The sequence below is a fragment of the Actinokineospora sp. NPDC051303 genome (assembly GCF_055586285.1).
Genome location: NZ_JBVJIN010000014.1, coordinates 37631 through 52089 on the forward strand (window position 1 = coordinate 37631; position 14459 = coordinate 52089).

Genomic DNA, 14459 nt, shown 5'->3' on the forward strand with positions numbered 1-14459 from the left:
GCGGGACGACCTGGCGAGCGCAGCCTAACCGCCCCCATGCCCGATCCTCGCGCACCACCCCCGATGCCCGCGACGCACTCGCGGGTTGCCGTGACGGGAAACGCCAGGGCTGAACGCGACAACGCGCCACACCGTCGCGGCGCCAGGCTGACTCGACCACCGGCCACGCCACGAGCTCCAAGCGGGCGAACGGGGCGTGTGCGGGCTGTTTCCGCTGGTCAGCGCACCCGACTCAGACCCGGCCGGGCCTACCTCAGCGCGAGCGCGGGCGGGAACGGAAGAGGGGCGCGAAATCTGTGGATAACTCGCGGCTGGCGACACGTTCGGGGGACGGAAAAGGGCCTGGGCTGTGGACAAGTGGGAGACGCGACACCATCGGCAAGTGGGGCGAAGGCGCGTCTCGGGGGCGGGTGGGGGTGGATCAGCGGCCGGGTTCGGGGGAGCCGGGGAGGTTCTTCTTGTCCGGGTCCAGGCCCTCCAGGACTATGGCGCTGATTTCGCCGAGGGATTTGACCTGGTCCGGGGTGAGGCGGTCGAACAGGATCTCGCGCACGGCCGTCACGTGGCCGGGGGCGGCGGCGGCCAAGGCGGCGAAGCCCTCGTCAGTGAGGGCGGCGAGGGAGCCGCGCTTGTCCGTCGGGCATTCGCGGCGTTCAACCCAGCCTGCTTCCTCCAGGCGGGCCACGGCGTGCGAGAGCCTGCTGCGGGAGGAGTTGCGCAGGCCCGCGAGTTCGCTCATCCGCAGTTCGCGGTTCGGGGCGTGCGAGAGGACGACCAGGATCTCGTAGTAGGTGTAGGGCATTTTCGAGTCGCGCTGCAGCTGCCGGTCCAGGTGGTCGACCAGGGCGCCCAGCATCGTGACGAACGCGCGCCACGCGTCCTGCTCCGTGTCGGACAGCCACCGGGTCTCAGCCATGAGCCCAGTCTACCCCTCTGGTTGAACTCTCAACAGAGCCGGTGTAGCGTCCTGATTGAGCGGTCAACAAACAAGCGTTCAACTAACTCAGGAGACGACATGACCACCGCACTGACCCAGATCCCCGGCTTCGTCGCGGGCACGTGGGATATCGACCCCGTGCACTCGGATGTGGGCTTCACCGTCCGCCACATGGTGGTGAGCAAGGTCAAGGGGCGGTTCGACGGTGTGTCCGGGCACCTGGTCACGACTGAGGACCCGGCCGCCGCGAGTGTCGAGGTGGCCATCGACCTCACCACCGTCAACACCTTCAACGAGCAGCGCGACGGGCACCTCAAGTCCGCCGACTTCTTCGACGTCGCCACCCACCCCGAGATGACTTACCGCGCCACCGGTGTGCGCGAGTCCGGCGACGGCTACGTGCTCGACGGCGAACTGACCCTCAAGGGCGTCACCAAGGTCGTCCCGCTGCGGTTCGAGCTCAACGGCTTCGGCCCGGACCCCTACGGCGGCACCCGCGTCGGGTTCTCCGGCTCGGCCGAACTCAACCGCAAGGACTTCGGGGTGAACTTCGAGGGCGTGCAGAACGGCATCGCCGTGGTCGGCGACAAGATTTCTGTGCACATCGAGCTGGAGGCGGTGCTGCGCCAGCAGCAGTCGTGACCTAGTCGGCCGAGGACCAGGCCTCGGCCAGCAGCGCGCGGGTCTCGCCCAGCAGTTGGGGCAGGACCTTGGTGTGGCCGACCACCGGCATGAAGTTGGCGTCGCCGCCCCACCGGGGCACCAAGTGCTGGTGCAGGTGGGCGGCGATGCCCGCGCCCGCGACGACGCCCTGGTTCATGCCGATGTTGAACCCGTGCGGCGCCGCCACCCGCCGGGCGATCCGCATGGCGCGCTGGGTGAACACGGCCAACTCGACGGTCTCGTCGTCGGTCAGGTCCGTGTAGTCGGCGACGTGCCGGTAGGGCACGACCATGAGGTGGCCGGGGTTGTACGGGTACAGGTTGAGCACCGCGTACACCAGCCGCCCGCGCGCGATGATCAGCGCGTCGGCGTCGGCGAGTTCGACCAGCCCGCAGAACGGGCACCCGGCCCGGTCGTCGCCCTCGGGCTTGCCCTCGCCGCGGATGTAGGCCATCCGGTGCGGCGTCCACAACCGCTGTAGGGCATCGGGAATCCCCACCCCGTCCTGGGCGACGAGTTCGGGCTCCTCGGAGCGCACGAAGGCGGCCATGGCACCGATCCTAGTGGCCCGCCCCAGGCCGCGAACCGCCCATGGTCACCGACCCGCACCGCGAGCAGCGGCGATCGCCACCCTGGCGAACCGCTTCGCACGAGCAGCGGCGAGCGAGTTCGCGCAGCAAGCGAGCACGAGTGGTGTGCGCCGCAGTCGGCACAACCCACCACGCCCTGCGCGCGGGCGGCGGGACCCGGTGGGCACGTCAGGTGGACCAAGGACGGACGAGCCCGAAGCGCACCCCGCGGGGCAGAGAGGCTTGCGGGCGACTCCATGCGGCGGGTGGGGGCGGTTGTCCCGTGGGGAATAGCGGCCCGCAAGGGGTAGCAGTCGCCTGGAGGTGCGGTCTGCCGAGGTGGCAGTCCGGCACGGCAGCAGTCCGCCCGAGCAGCGGACCCGGCGAGAACAACAGCCCGACAGAGACCACAATCCCACAGCGACAACAGCCCGACGCGGGCAACAACCCGTGCAGGACAACAGCCGATATCAGGCAACAACCCGGCGGGCGGCGGTCCCAGGCGTGGCCAACGCGACAGGAATCCCGGCGTGGGCGACAGCCCGGCAGGGGTGGCGGTCCGGCGGTCGCGGTGCGGGAAGCCTGCCGCGGGTCCTGGGACTGGGATCGCAGGACCCGCAGGCGGGATGAGTGTGGGTTAGTCGAGGGTGAAGGTTTCGGCGGTGGGAGAGGTGTTTTCCCGGCGTTGGATCCACTGGTGGACGGCGTCCACGGCGCGGTCCACCGGGATGCCGTTCACCTGGGAGCCATCGCGGAAGCGGAAGGAGACCGAGCCCGCCTCCACGTCCTTGGCGCCCGCCACCAAGAGGAAGGGGACCTTCTGGAGGGTGTGGTTGCGGATCTTCTTCTGCATCCGGTCGTCGGAGGTGTCCACCTCGACGCGGACGCCCTTGGCGCGCAGGGACTTGGCTATCTGCTGGAGGTGCTCGACGTGGTCTTCCGCGATGGGGATGCCGACCGCCTGGACCGGGGAGAGCCAGGCGGGGAACGCGCCGGCGTAGTGCTCGGTGAGGACGCCGAAGAAGCGTTCGATGGAGCCGAACAGGGCGCGGTGGATCATGTACGGCTGCTGACGGGAGCCGTCGCTCGCGGTGTATTCGAGGTTGAACAGGTCGGGCAGCTGGAAGTCGATCTGGATGGTCGACATCTGCCAGGTGCGGCCGAGGGCGTCCTTGGCCTGCACGGAAATCTTGGGCGCGTAGAACGCCGCCCCGCCAGGGTCGAGGACGAGTTCCAGACCGCTGGACTCCGCCGCCTCGCGCAGGATGGCGGTGGCCTCGGCCCACTGCTCGTCGGTGCCGACGTACTTCTCGTCGTTGCGGGTGGACAGCTCCAGGTAGAAGTCGTCCAGGCCGTAGTCGCGCAGCAGGTCGAGCACGAACGCCAGCAGCGAGCGGATCTCGGGCAGCAACTGCTCGCGGGTGACGTAGATGTGCGCGTCGTCCTGCGTCATGCCGCGGACCCGGGTGAGGCCGTGCACGACGCCGGACTTCTCGTACCGGTACACCGAGCCGAACTCGAACAGCCGCAGCGGCAGCTCGCGGTAGGAGCGCCCGCGGGAGCGATAAATCAGATTGTGGAACGGGCAGTTCATCGGCTTGAGGTAGTAGTCCTGCCCGGGCTTGCGGACCGTGCCGTCGGCGTTCAGCTCGGCGTCGAGGTGCATGCCGGGGAACATGCCGTCCTTGTACCACTCCAGGTGCTTGGAGGTCTCGAACAGCGCGCCCTTGGTGATGTGCGGCGAGTAGACGAACTCGTAGCCCGCCTCGACGTGCCTGCGGCGCGAGTAGTCCTCCAGCTCCTGCCGGATGATGCCGCCCTTGGGGTGGAACACCGCGAGGCCGGAGCCGATCTCGTCGGGGAAGCTGAACAGGTCGAGTTCCGCGCCGAGGCGCCGGTGGTCGCGCCGCTCGGCCTCGGCGATCTTCTCCAGGTGCGCGTCGAGCGCCTCCTGGGACTCCCACGCGGTGCCGTAGATGCGCTGGAGCTGCGGGTTCTTCTCATTGCCGCGCCAGTAGGCCGCCGCGACGCGGGTGAGCTTGAACGCCGGAATGTGCTTGGTGGTGGGCACGTGCGGCCCTCGGCACAGGTCGCCCCAAACCTGGTCGCCGCTGCGCGGGTCGAGGTTGTCGTAGATGGTCAGCTCGCCGCCGCCGACCTCCATGACCTCGCTGGTGTCGACGTCGCTCTTGATGTCGACCAGCTCCAGCTTGTACGGCTCGGCGGCCAGCTCCTGCTTGGCGGCCTCGACCGAGTCGACCACGCGCCGGGAGAACCGCTGCGCGCCCTTGATGATCTGCTTCATGCGCTTCTCCAGCGCCTGCAGGTCCTCCGGGGTGAACGGGCGCTCGACGTCGAAGTCGTAGTAGAAGCCGTCGCGGACCGGCGGGCCGATGCCGAGCTTGGCCTCGGGGAACTGCTGCTGCACCGCCTGGGCGAGCACGTGCGCGCAGGAGTGCCGGATCACCGAGCGGCCGTCCTCGGTGTCCGCGGCGACCGCCTCGACCGTGACGTCGGCGTCCGGGGACCAGGACAGGTCGCGGAGCCTGCCCTCGGGGTCGCGGACCACGACGATCGCGTCCGGGCCCTTGCCGGGCAGCCCGGCCTCGCGGACGGCCGCGCCCGCCGTAGTGCCCGCCCGCACCACCACGCTCGGGGCGGGTGCGAGGGCTGCGGGCTGCGGCTGGGACACGGTGACTCCTCGGTGCGCTGACGGTCACTAGGGGCGTGACCTGGACACCAACGATGCTATCGACCCGTCCGGACGGCTCGCTCCCCGGTTTCCCCCGCCTGTGGACAACTTCGGATCTTGATCGTGGATTCGAGCTGTGACCTGGGGTCAGGGGCCGAGCATGGCGCGCATGCGGCGGATCTCGTCGGTCTGCTCGGCGATGACGTGGTCGGCCATCTCCTGGACCTTGACGTCCGCGCCGTCCTTCTGCACGGCGTTCGCCATGGCCACCGCGCCCTCGTGGTGCTTGATCATCAACCGCAGGAACGACCGGTCGAACTCGGCTCCGGTCGCCGCGCGCAGCGCCGCCAGCTCGGCCTGCGTCGCCATCCCCGGCATGCCCGCGTGGCCGCCGTGTCCGTTCGGGTCGGCCGTCGGCTTGCCGTTGCGCGCCAGCCAGCCGTTGAGCATGTCGATCTCGACCTGTTGGGCGTCGAAAATGCGATCGGCCAGCCCCTTCAGCGCGGCGTCCTGGCCGCGGTCCGGGACGAGCTCCGCCATGGTCAGCGCCTGTCCGTGGTGGACCACCATCATCTGGACGTACTCGACGTCCGCCTGGTTCGGCGGGCTTACCGGGACGCCGGAAGACACGTCCTCTGCGGACAGGGTCTTATTCGGCTCCCCCGGCCTTCCCGGCTGCACGACAGCGTGCGGCGGCGGGGCCGCCTCGTTCGCGCACCCGGCCGCTCCCGCGACGAGCACGAGCGCGACCGCACCCCAGGCGACCCGCGGCCAAGACATTCGCAGCACTCCCCTCACAGCCGAATTCCCGAACTTACCGCGCGCGGGAGCGCGGCAACAGACTCCGTTCAACTGGTGAAAACCGGTAACTAAAGGGGGTGTTCGCGCACCACCCGAATGGGCATACTGCGATTTTCGATCCACTAGAGGGGGGTACCGAGCGTGCCAACACCCAGGCGCGGCCGACGTGCCACAGCGTCCGTCGCTGTCATCGCGGCGGCGGTCTTCGCCTCCGCGCTGTCGAGCGCGCCGTCCGCGTCCGCGCGGGGGGCGTTCCCAGCCGCGGACGAGATCGTCAGCAGCCCCAACATCGTCCACCTCGCGAACATCCCCGCCACGGCGCCGCTGTCTGGGCCCAACTCGGTGGGCACCGACCTCGCGTTCACCGGTAACTACGCCATCGCGGGCAACTATCTCGGCTTCACAATCTACGACATCAGCAACCCCAAGAAGCCCGCGATCACCAGCCAGGTCTTGTGCCCCGGTGCGCAAAACGACGTGTCGGTAAGCGGGAACCTCTTGTTCCTCTCGACGGACTCCCGGCGCACCGACGACTCCTGCTCCTCGGCCAGCCAGCCCGACGGCGCCAAGCCGTACTGGGAGGGCATGAAGATCTTCGACATCAGCGACAAGAAGAACCCGCGCTATCTCAAGGCGGTAGAGACCGCCTGCGGGTCGCACACGCACACGCTGGTGCCGGACCGACAGGGTAAGAACGTCTACCTGTATGTCTCCTCTTATGGCCCGGCAGAGTCGCTCTCGGACTGCAAACCGCCGCACGACAAGATCTCGATCATCAAGGTGCCGCTGAAGAACCCGGCCGCCGCGGCCGTCGTAGCGACCCCGAACCTGTTCCCGGACGGCGGCAACGCGGGCAAGCCGGGCACCATCGAGTCCGGGTACGTGACCCCGACCAGCGGCTGCCACGACATCACCGTGTACCCGCAGAAGAACCTCGCGGCGGGCGCGTGCATGGGCGACGGCGTGCTGATGGACATCTCCGACCGGGAGAAGCCCCGGGTGATCAACCGCGTGCAGGACGACGCGCACTTCGCGTTCTGGCACTCGGCGACCTTCAACAACGACGGCACCAAGGTCGTGTTCACCGACGAGCTCGGCGGCGGCGGCGCGGCCACCTGCAACGCCGCCATCGGCCCGACCCGGGGCGCGGACGGCATCTACGACATCACCGGGCGCGGGGACGGGCGCAAGCTGGAGTTCCGCAGCTTCTACAAGATCGACCGGCACCAGACCGACGATGAGAACTGCGTGGCGCACAACGGCTCGCTGCTGCCGGTTCCCGGGCGCGACATCATGGTGCAAGCCTGGTACATGGGCGGTTTGCAGGTCATCGACTTCACCGACTCGAAGGATCCGCAGGAGATCGGCTTCTTCGAGCGCGGCCCAGCGGCCGACCCGAACGAGGGCGGCGGCTCGTGGTCGGCGTACTACTACAACGGCCACATCTACTCGTCCGACCTGGGCAAGGGCTTCGACGTGCTCGCGCTCAACGACCCGCGCACGGACATCGCCAAGGCGTTCAAGTCGACCGAGTTGAACGTCCAGACCCAGACGCTGTTCGGGCGTTAGAGCGAAACCGGGGCCCCGCGCGGCGCGCGGGGCCCCGGTGCTCTCAGACCGTCTCGACTACCTGCTCGTACGCCAGCCGCGGGTTGCGCGCGAACCAGGCGTTCTCGCCGGGGTTGCCGATGTTGACCACCAGCAGCGACTTGCGCCTGCCGTCCGGGAAGAACTCGCGGTCCACCCCGTCCGCGTCGAACCCGCTCATCGGACCGGCGGCGAGCCCGGCGGCCCGCACGCCGAGCACGAAGTACCCGACCTGGAGCAGCGCGTTGAACCGCGCCGTCTCAACGCGGCCTTCCTCGTCGGTGAAGAAGTCCTTCGCGTTGGGCACGTGCGGGAACTGGGTCGGCAGGTGCTCGTGGAAGTCCACGTCGGCCGCGAGGATCACCGTCAGCGGCGCGGCGGCCGTCTTCGCCCGGTTGCCCTCGGACATGTGCTTGAGCAGCCGCTCCCGGCCTTCCGCCGACCGCACCAGCAGCACCCGAAGCGGCTGCACGTTCATCGAGGTCGGCGCCCATTTCACCAGGTCGTAGATCGCCTGGACCTGTTCCTCGGTCACCGGCTCGTCGGAAAACGTGTTCGCCGTCCGCGCCTCCCGGAACAGGAGGTCCTGGCCCGCCTCGGCCAGCCGAAGAACCTCGGTGTTCTGCTCCACGCTCATCACACACTCCCCTGTGCAGTCCGCCATCTCTGTCTCACAACTTAGTTGAGCGCTTGATGATTCCCGCGCGGAGGTGGTTCGACTCACATGAAGCGTGCTTCGACCCGTGCGCCACACGAGATGCCCCGAATGGGAAAGGGTCACCGGGGGCCAGCACGATCACCGGCATGGGGGGCAGCGGGACCCGCGACCGAAGCCGAGTCGTACCGGCACGGCCGCCGCTCCGCCGTTGTCACGGGTCGCCTACCTGTCGCTCCCCGGCCGAGCGGGGACGCTTGGCCGCGGGGCTGCCGGGGCGCCTACGGGAAAGACAAGAAAACCGAGGCCCACGGCGAGCACGGCCAGCCCACCCCAGGAGACCGCGGTCAGGCCCTCCCCCAAGACCGCCACGCCCAGCACCGCCGCGACCGCGGGCTCCGCCAAGGTCAGCGTCGTGGCCACCTGCGCGGACGTGCGGCGCAGCCCGTATCCGAACAGCCGGTAAGCGACGAACGTGGTGAGCACGGCCAGATGCGTCACCACCGCCACCCCGCGAAGCGTGCGCAGCCACTGCCCGTCGCCGCACAGCAGAACGGGCAGGACCAGCACCGCGGCGACACCGAACATCGCGCCCATCACCTCCGCGGCGGGGCGTCCCCGGTCCGTGAGCGCTCCGGCGATGAGCGAGTAGCTCGCGTACGACAGCCCGGCTAGTGCGGCCGACGCGACGCCGAGCACGTCCACCGGCGTGCCATCGCCCGAGAGCCGCGGGCCTAGGACCAGCAGGGCGCAGCCGATGACGGCCACCGTGGTCGCGCAGGCCCAGCGAAGGGTCGGCCTGGCCTGCCGGGTGAGCCAGGACAGCAGCCCGGCGAACACCGGCGCGCTGCCCAGCGTGATCACCGTGGCCACGGCCACGCCGGTGCGTTCCACGGCGGGGTAGAAGGTGAGCGGATAGGCGGCTACCGCCGTCGCGCCCAGGAGCAAGAGCCGCCGTTCGACTCGCCCGCACCTCGCCAAGAGCGTGCGGGCGCCGGGTTTGCCGAGGAACAGCAGAAGGCCGCCAAGGACCAGGCCCGCCGCGCCTGCCCCGGCCGCCGAGGCGCCCGCCGGGGCCAGGGAGCCCGCGGTGCCGGTGGTGCCCCACAGCAGCGCGGCGATCAGGATGGGCAGTGCTCCACCGGATTCGCGCGCGGGAAGGCGCGCTGGGACGTGCTTTGGCATGGTCGTGAACTCTCCGTTGTCGAATACCGTGCTGGATTCGGAAACGGGCGCACGACACGGGCCCCTGGCCGGTCGCCAGGGCCTTCTGTCACACCGTCAGCGAGTGCGCCCGGTCAGGCGCACAGCGGTGGCAGAACCACATGCCAATAAGAGTTCACGCCGCGATGCTACCGGCCGTCGCGCGTCCCCCGGGCGAGTGAACGGCGGTGGGCTCGGCGCGGTATCGGTGGCCGTCGGCTCAGCCGGGTACGGTGGTTCTCCGGCACCGGCTCACCTGGCAACCGTCACGCGCTCGTGCTGTTGGAGTCGGCAGGCGTTGAAGGGCGTAGACGGGGTTGACCGGATGACTGACGGGAGAGGCGCCGACCTGCGGCTGCGGGTGCTGGAGGCGGTGACCGACAGCTCACTGCGGGAGCTGGACCTCGATGAGTTGTTCGACGAGATGCTCGCCCGGGTGCGGAGCCTGTTCACCGTCGACACCGTGACCGTTCTGCTGGTCGACCCGCGTGGCGAGCAGCTGGTCGCCAGGGCCACCTCCGGGCTGGAGGCGGAGGTCTTCCAGGGCGTGCGGGTGCCGGTGGGGGTCGGGTTCGCCGGGCGGGTGGCGAAGCTGCGGGAGCCGGTGCGGATCGAGCACGTCGACCCGACGACGGTCGTCAACCCGCTGCTGTGGGAGCGGGGGCTTCGCGTCCTGCTGGGAGTGCCGATGGTCGCCCAGGGCGACCTGGTCGGCGTGCTGCACGTGGGCAGCACCACGGCCCGCCGGTTCACCGACGAGGAGATCGTCCTGCTCCAACTGGTCGCCGACCGGCTCGCGATCGCCGCGCACATGCACCGGTCGCGGTCGGAGCGGGCCGCGACCGCCATGTTGCAGGACAGCCTGCTGCCCGGGCTGCTGCCCGCCACCCCGGACTGGGAACTGGCCGCCCGCTACGTCCTCGGCGCGGACAGCGGCGTCGGCGGCGACTGGTACGACGTGTTCGACCTGCCCGACAAGCGCATCGGCCTGGTGATCGGCGACGTCGCGGGCAGCGGCCTGTCCGCGGCGATCGTCATGGGCCGCCTGCGCAGCGCGCTGCGCGCCTACGCGCTGGAGTTCGCCGACCCCGCCGAGGTGCTCAACAAGCTCGACCGCAAGGCCAGCCACTTCGAGGGCCACACCATGGCCACGGTGGGCTACGCGGTCATCGACCGGGTGACCGGCCGGATGGACCTCGCCTCGGCGGGCCACCTCCCGCCGATCATCGCCATTCCCGGGCGGGAGACCGCGTTCGTGGACACCCCGCTGGGCCCGCCGCTCGGCTTCGGCCTGGCCGTCACGGGCCGCAAGAGCGCCAGCGTCGAGGTGCCGCCCGGCGCGGTGGTCGTCCTCTACACCGACGGTCTGGTCGAGCGGCGCAAGCTGGACCTGGACAGCAGGTTGGACCTGCTCCGCCAGGTTGTGACGCCCGCCCCGGCCGAGGCGACCTGCGTGCGGATCATGTCGGCGCTGATCGGCACCCAGCCCGCCACCGACGACATCACCCTGCTCACGATCAGGCACACGCCCGCCCGCGAGGACAGCCCGGCCGAGAGCCCTTGAGCCGTCGCGTCAGCGCCGTTCGCGGGTCGCCCGCACCAGGTCGGCCGCCGCGTCCGCCCACCGCGGGAAGTCGAACGCGAACCCGGCGTCCAAGAGCCGCCCTGGGACGACCCGGCGGCTCTTGAGCAGCAGCTCGGTGTCCGACCGCAGCGCGAACGCGCCGATCTCGGCCATCCACTTCGTCGCGGGCAGCCCCACCGGCCTCCGCCAGGCCCGGCGCAAGGTCCGGACGAACTCCCGCTGCGGGACCGGGTCCGGCGCGGCGAGGTTGACCGGCCCGTGGAGGTCGTCTCGGGCCAGGAGGAAGTCCACGGCCCGGAGGAAGTCGCGCCCGTGGATCCAGGAGACGTACTGCCGCCCGCCCGCCACCGGGCCGCCCAGCCCGAGCCGGGCCATCCAGGACAGGACGTCGAACACGCTCCCCCGGTCCGGGCTCATCACCATCGCGGCCCGCAGCGCGACTTTCCGCGTTTCCGGCGTGGCCGCCCGCTCCTGAGCCAGCTCCCACCGCTTGGCGATCTCGACGCTGAACGCCCAGTACCCCGGCACGCCCGCCTCGTCGCCGCCGATGATCCCGGTCGTCTCGTCGTTGGCCGCGTCGTGCCGGTGGGCGTAGATGGTCGCGGTGCTCATCTGCAGCCACACCCGCGGCGGCGCGGCAGCCGCGGCGATCGCCTCGCCGACGACCCGCGCGGAATCGACCCGGGAGTCCATCATCTCCCGCAGGTTCGCCTCGGTGTACCGGCAGCTCACGCTCCGTCCGGCGAGGTTGACCACCGCGTCGGCGCCGTCGATCTCGGCCGCCCACGGGCCGAGCGCGCGCCCGTCCCACCGCACCCGGCGGACCCCGTCCGCGGAACCGCCCCCGCCCTGCCGGGACAGCACGACCACCTCGTGCCCGGCCGCGGCCAGCGACCGCCCGAGAAACCCGCCGACGTTCCCGGTCCCGCCGGGTAACACGATCTTCATGCGACACCCCCTTGAGGCACGCTACCGCCGCCGGGACGCCGCGGACCGGCCTGCCGAGGAGGGGTTGGTCACTGGCTGTCGGACTCGCGCGCTCTGGTCCGGGCCGCCGTTTTCGGCGAGAGAACCGACAACGGCGGCGACCAGGCTCGGTCCCGCACCATGCCTGCCTGACCTCGCCCAAGGCGGAGGTGAACTGTTAACACACTCTTGTTCCAGGTCGTGAAGTACGATACGTTTCTCGACGTACTGACCGGTACTTCAACCTTGGCGCCGCCGGGCACGACTCGTCCTCCTCGGCCGTGGCGAAGCGGTCAGAATTGCCGTTTCCTCATTTCACGGGAAATCACGAAATGAGGTGGAACATTCAGACGAAAGGACAGCTATGACACGTTTTCGCGTGCCCGGAAAACTCACAGCCGCGGTCGGCGCGGCCTGCCTGGTCGGGGTAGGACTGGTCGCCGGGACGGGGAGCGGTTCCGCCGAGCCGGTCAGCCTGAACCAGAACTACACCTGCGCGTTCCCGCTGATCGGCGCTCAGCCGATCAAGATCGCGATCAGCTCGGAGATCCCGGCGAGCGTGACCCGCGGCGAGCCGACCGGCGCGATCAAGTTCAAGGCCGTGTCCACGGTCAGCGCGACCGCCGCCCAGGGCCTTGCCCTCGTCGGCGCCAAGACGATCGAGGGAAGCGCGACGTCCAGCGTCGAGATCGATTCGCCTGAGCTCAAGGCCACGGTGCCGGTCCCGGTGACGATCACCCAGCAGCCGGTCCCGCCGTCCGGCGAGTTCACGATCGAGGCCGCGGGCGAGGCGCCGTCGCTGAGCTTCACCAAGCCCGGCGCGGTGCGGCTCAACGTCCAAGACATCGCGCTCACCCTGCTTCCTCGCCGAGCCGACGGCTCCCCCGTCGACCTCAGCGGCGGCGGCCCCACCAGCCCCGCTTTCCAGTCCGACTGCGCGCTCAAGGACGGCGACCCGACCGCCCTCGCGACCATCACGGTCAGCGACGAGCAGTGGACCGGAGCCCCGCCGCCGCCCCCGGTGACCCACACCCCCACCCCGCGCCCGCCGGGACAGCCCGCCACCCTGGGCCAGACCTACAACTGCGTGTTCCCGCTGCTGGGCAACCAGCCGATCGTCGTGGACATCAAGGCCGACCTCCCGGCCGAGATCCCGGCCAACCAGCCGACCGGCGAACTCGCGATTGAGGCCGACTCCACCGTGCCCGCGTCTTCCACGCAGGGCCTGAGCATGCTGGGCGCGACCACGATCGAGGGCACTGCGGTGTCCGGCAGCGAACTCAACGCGCCGGGCTTCTCGCTGCCGGTGAGCGTGCCGATCGGCATCGCGGCGCAGCCGGTTCCGCCGTCCGGCGAGTTCAAGATCCGCGCGAGCGGCGCCACGCCGTCGTTCGCGTTCCCCCAGGCGGGCGATGGCGACATCAAGGTCAAGACCATCACGCTGTCGCTGACCCCCAAGAAGGCCGACGGCAATCCGACCGCCCTGGGAACGTTCGAGGCGGGCTGCACCCTGTACCCCGGTGAGCCCGACGTCCTGACCACGTTCAAGGTCACCGAGGCCGCGCCGGTTTCGGCGACCCGCGAGTAGTCCACTTGGCACGGTGACGGCGGGCGGTCCCACTTCCGGGACCGCCCGCCGTTTGTCTGAAGTGGACAGTGTCAACGGCGACCAGCCCGGCGAGGCACACCGGATCGGGCCAGTCAGGGCGTGGTCGGGTTAGCGCGGCCAGCGGCGGCGTTAAGCCAGAAGGCACCGCGCAGGCCGTGGAAGGCGGCCATGACATAGGCGCCGATGGCGATGCCCGCCGCGGCGGGCCAGGGGTGGCCGGGGATTTCGGCCAAGAGCGCGAACAGGACTGCCAGCAGGAGCCCGGTCACGCCTGCGAGCGCGTTGCGCAGGGGCGAGTTTCCCAGCAGGTTCGGAAACTCCTCGCCGAGGAGGCCCTTGATCAGGTGCGGCAGCGCGTTCGTGCCCATGAGGCCCGCGAGAAAGGAGAGGGCGACAGTCTGGAACATGGTTCCCCCTAGTTTCGGTCAACAGCCGTTGACCGAAACTAGCATCGACCCGAACCTTCAGTCAACGCATGTAGACTGAACGCATGGGTTCCGCACCGGTCTCCCGAGCCGAGCAGCGCCGCCGCACCCAGGAGCGGATCATGGCCGCTGCGCGGAAGTTGTTCGCCGAGCACGGTTATGACCGGACGACGGTTCGCGCGATCGCGGCCGAGGCGGAAACCGATCCTGGGCTGGTCATGCGGTACTTCGGGTCGAAGGAGAAGCTGTTCGCCCGGGTCGCGGTGGTCGACCGGCACGAACCCGTCGACGGAACCCCGGAGCAGATCGCCGAGTCGCTGTTGGCGATGCTCGGCGCGAAGGTCGCCGCGGAGCCCGCGGGCGCGCTGGCGGCGGTCCGATCGATGTTCACCCACCCCGAGGCCGCCGCGGAGGTGCGCGCGGCAATGCTGGCCGAGCAGCGGCAAGTCGCCGAGACAGTGCCCGGGGAAGACGCGGCACTGCGGACCGGGCTGATCGGCGCGCTGACCCTGGGAACGGTCATCGGGCGACACCTGTTGGGCCTGGACGGACTACGAGACGCGTCGCCGGACAAGATCCTCGCGTTGCTGCGCCAACCGTTCCACTCGATCATCCACGGCGATCCAGCGCCGGACACGCCCGAACTCTCCCCCTGACCCGATCATGGCGGCCCGGTCGCCTTGGCTCCCTCCGGGCTTCCCGACACGGGCGCCGGTTCGGCGCGGCTCGCCACGAACGCGATGAACAGCAGCCCGAACACGAACGTC

Annotated in this window: 13 protein-coding genes; 5 read left to right on the top strand and 8 right to left on the bottom strand. The window is 70.0% G+C overall.

Annotated elements, in window-relative coordinates; translation table 11 throughout:
* Positions 1 to 421: 421 nt before the first annotated feature.
* Complete coding sequence (locus tag ACZ6SD_RS13410) at positions 422 to 916, bottom strand: MarR family winged helix-turn-helix transcriptional regulator (RefSeq protein ID WP_465317207.1); 495 nt, start codon at positions 914 to 916, stop codon at positions 422 to 424.
* A gap of 99 nt (positions 917 to 1015) precedes the next feature.
* On the opposite strand from ACZ6SD_RS13410, the gene ACZ6SD_RS13415 reads away from it, so the two are divergent.
* Positions 1016 to 1579, top strand: coding sequence for a YceI family protein (locus tag ACZ6SD_RS13415; RefSeq protein ID WP_465317208.1), 564 nt, complete (start codon positions 1016 to 1018; stop codon positions 1577 to 1579).
* Between the two features lies 1 nt (position 1580).
* Here ACZ6SD_RS13415 and ACZ6SD_RS13420 read toward each other — a convergent pair whose 3' ends face one another.
* The 3 genes from ACZ6SD_RS13420 to ACZ6SD_RS13430 all read right to left on the bottom strand — a co-directional run bounded on the left by ACZ6SD_RS13420 (position 1581) and on the right by ACZ6SD_RS13430 (position 5641).
* A complete protein-coding gene (locus ACZ6SD_RS13420; RefSeq protein WP_465317209.1) occupies positions 1581 to 2150 on the bottom strand; it encodes an HIT family protein in 570 nt (189 codons plus the stop codon).
* 656 nt (positions 2151 to 2806) lie between these two features.
* Positions 2807 to 4861 carry a threonine--tRNA ligase gene (gene thrS, locus ACZ6SD_RS13425; RefSeq protein ID WP_465317210.1) on the bottom strand — a complete coding sequence of 685 codons (2055 nt, stop codon included), beginning with the start codon at positions 4859 to 4861 and terminating at the stop codon, positions 2807 to 2809.
* 147 nt (positions 4862 to 5008) lie between these two features.
* Positions 5009 to 5641: a DUF305 domain-containing protein gene (locus tag ACZ6SD_RS13430; protein ID WP_465317211.1), complete on the bottom strand. Its 633-nt coding sequence runs from the start codon at positions 5639 to 5641 to the stop codon at positions 5009 to 5011.
* Positions 5642 to 5803: 162 nt separating this feature from the next.
* Between ACZ6SD_RS13430 and ACZ6SD_RS13435 the strand changes: the two genes are divergently transcribed.
* Positions 5804 to 7231: an LVIVD repeat-containing protein gene (locus ACZ6SD_RS13435; RefSeq protein ID WP_465317212.1), complete on the top strand. Its 1428-nt coding sequence runs from the start codon at positions 5804 to 5806 to the stop codon at positions 7229 to 7231.
* 43 nt (positions 7232 to 7274) lie between these two features.
* Here ACZ6SD_RS13435 and ACZ6SD_RS13440 read toward each other — a convergent pair whose 3' ends face one another.
* Both ACZ6SD_RS13440 and ACZ6SD_RS13445 read right to left on the bottom strand, forming a co-directional pair.
* Entirely contained in the window at positions 7275 to 7889 is a 615-nt protein-coding gene (locus tag ACZ6SD_RS13440; protein ID WP_465317213.1) for a malonic semialdehyde reductase, read from the bottom strand.
* A 240-nt stretch (positions 7890 to 8129) separates the two neighbouring features.
* A complete protein-coding gene (locus ACZ6SD_RS13445; protein ID WP_465317214.1) occupies positions 8130 to 9089 on the bottom strand; it encodes an EamA family transporter in 960 nt (319 codons plus the stop codon).
* A 343-nt stretch (positions 9090 to 9432) separates the two neighbouring features.
* On the opposite strand from ACZ6SD_RS13445, the gene ACZ6SD_RS13450 reads away from it, so the two are divergent.
* On the top strand, positions 9433 to 10671 hold the full coding sequence (locus ACZ6SD_RS13450; protein ID WP_465317215.1) for a PP2C family protein-serine/threonine phosphatase: 1239 nt from the start codon (positions 9433 to 9435) through the stop codon (positions 10669 to 10671).
* A 9-nt stretch (positions 10672 to 10680) separates the two neighbouring features.
* Here the strand turns inward: ACZ6SD_RS13450 and ACZ6SD_RS13455 are convergent, their stop codons facing one another.
* A complete protein-coding gene (locus tag ACZ6SD_RS13455; protein WP_465317216.1) occupies positions 10681 to 11640 on the bottom strand; it encodes a TIGR01777 family oxidoreductase in 960 nt (319 codons plus the stop codon).
* A gap of 382 nt (positions 11641 to 12022) precedes the next feature.
* Between ACZ6SD_RS13455 and ACZ6SD_RS13460 the strand changes: the two genes are divergently transcribed.
* Positions 12023 to 13246 carry a DUF6801 domain-containing protein gene (locus tag ACZ6SD_RS13460; protein ID WP_465317217.1) on the top strand — a complete coding sequence of 408 codons (1224 nt, stop codon included), beginning with the start codon at positions 12023 to 12025 and terminating at the stop codon, positions 13244 to 13246.
* A gap of 113 nt (positions 13247 to 13359) precedes the next feature.
* Here ACZ6SD_RS13460 and ACZ6SD_RS13465 read toward each other — a convergent pair whose 3' ends face one another.
* Positions 13360 to 13674 (bottom strand): hypothetical protein, encoded by a 315-nt coding sequence (locus tag ACZ6SD_RS13465; protein WP_465317218.1) that lies wholly within the window; start codon positions 13672 to 13674, stop codon positions 13360 to 13362.
* A gap of 83 nt (positions 13675 to 13757) precedes the next feature.
* Between ACZ6SD_RS13465 and ACZ6SD_RS13470 the strand changes: the two genes are divergently transcribed.
* Entirely contained in the window at positions 13758 to 14348 is a 591-nt protein-coding gene (locus ACZ6SD_RS13470; protein WP_465317219.1) for a TetR/AcrR family transcriptional regulator, read from the top strand.
* Positions 14349 to 14459: the final 111 nt, after the last annotated feature.

Excerpts from the sequence above, each read along its gene's own strand:
- ACZ6SD_RS13410 (WP_465317207.1), bottom strand. The coding sequence starts at position 916 with ATGGCTGAGACCCGGTGGCTGTCCGACACGGAGCAGGACGCGTGGCGC.
- ACZ6SD_RS13415 (WP_465317208.1), top strand. The coding sequence starts at position 1,016 with ATGACCACCGCACTGACCCAGATCCCCGGCTTCGTCGCGGGCACGTGG.
- ACZ6SD_RS13420 (WP_465317209.1), bottom strand. The coding sequence starts at position 2,150 with ATGGCCGCCTTCGTGCGCTCCGAGGAGCCCGAACTCGTCGCCCAGGAC.
- ACZ6SD_RS13430 (WP_465317211.1), bottom strand. The coding sequence starts at position 5,641 with ATGTCTTGGCCGCGGGTCGCCTGGGGTGCGGTCGCGCTCGTGCTCGTC.
- ACZ6SD_RS13445 (WP_465317214.1), bottom strand. The coding sequence starts at position 9,089 with ATGCCAAAGCACGTCCCAGCGCGCCTTCCCGCGCGCGAATCCGGTGGA.
- ACZ6SD_RS13450 (WP_465317215.1), top strand. The coding sequence starts at position 9,433 with ATGACTGACGGGAGAGGCGCCGACCTGCGGCTGCGGGTGCTGGAGGCG.
- ACZ6SD_RS13455 (WP_465317216.1), bottom strand. The coding sequence starts at position 11,640 with ATGAAGATCGTGTTACCCGGCGGGACCGGGAACGTCGGCGGGTTTCTC.
- ACZ6SD_RS13460 (WP_465317217.1), top strand. The coding sequence starts at position 12,023 with ATGACACGTTTTCGCGTGCCCGGAAAACTCACAGCCGCGGTCGGCGCG.
- ACZ6SD_RS13465 (WP_465317218.1), bottom strand. The coding sequence starts at position 13,674 with ATGTTCCAGACTGTCGCCCTCTCCTTTCTCGCGGGCCTCATGGGCACG.
- ACZ6SD_RS13470 (WP_465317219.1), top strand. The coding sequence starts at position 13,758 with ATGGGTTCCGCACCGGTCTCCCGAGCCGAGCAGCGCCGCCGCACCCAG.